This is a genomic window from Oleiphilus sp. HI0079, assembly GCF_001635105.1.
Map to the genome: position 1 here is coordinate 1 of NZ_LWFT01000223.1, position 753 is coordinate 753.

Sequence of the window (753 nt, forward strand, 5' to 3'; positions counted from 1 at the left end):
CAGGGTGCGTGTTTGAAGGAAGTGCTTGCCGGAACGCAAAGAAAACGAGAGCCAAGGTGCTGGTCTGTTCGTTGAGTGTTATGGACTAAGCTTGGCTCGCTTGCTCGAAAAACGTTGTTCTGTTTCGACCGTTCGCTTTGGCCTGGTAAAGGGCTTGATCTGCCTGCTTGATGAGTATGTCGAGCACATTTGGCTGGTCGATTTGATCTTCAGTTAACTGAGCTACACCAATGCTGACGGTGTACAAGGGGCCTTCGTTAGTGCTTGCCTTGATGCGCTGATGCAGTCTGTCGCAATACGCAGATGTTTGCTCTCTGTCTGAATTAAAGAGCACGACCAAAAACTCTTCACCACCCCAGCGGGCAACAACGTCACTTTGGCGGCTAGATGACTGAAGTATGCTTGAATTTCTGGTCAAGACTTCGTCACCTTTGTCATGGCCATACTGGTCATTCAGTTTTTTGAAATGGTCAATATCGACGACGAGAAAGGCCATCGGTATGAACTTTCTGCGCACTTGAGTGAGCAGTTTCTGAATATCGGATTGAGCTGCCCTGCGATTCAGCAGATTAGTGAGTGGATCAACGCGGGTAAGTTCTATTAGCTCTTCGGTACTTTGCTCTAGTTCTTTTTGGGTTGCCAGTAACTCTTCGTACAAAAGGTCGCGCTTCTCTGCCGAGAACAGTGACCAGTACAAATAGCGACCTTTCAATTGGATATTGGCGATCACAGGTATTCTTTGTTGATGCGAAT

1 protein-coding gene is annotated in these 753 nt (G+C 47.5%); it reads right to left on the reverse strand.

Translation table 11 applies throughout. The features are described 5' to 3' along the window. Positions 1-85 precede the first annotated feature (85 nt). Positions 86-753 (reverse strand): GGDEF domain-containing protein (locus A3750_RS03375; RefSeq protein WP_156498354.1); only part of this gene is annotated, 668 nt, incomplete at its 5' end.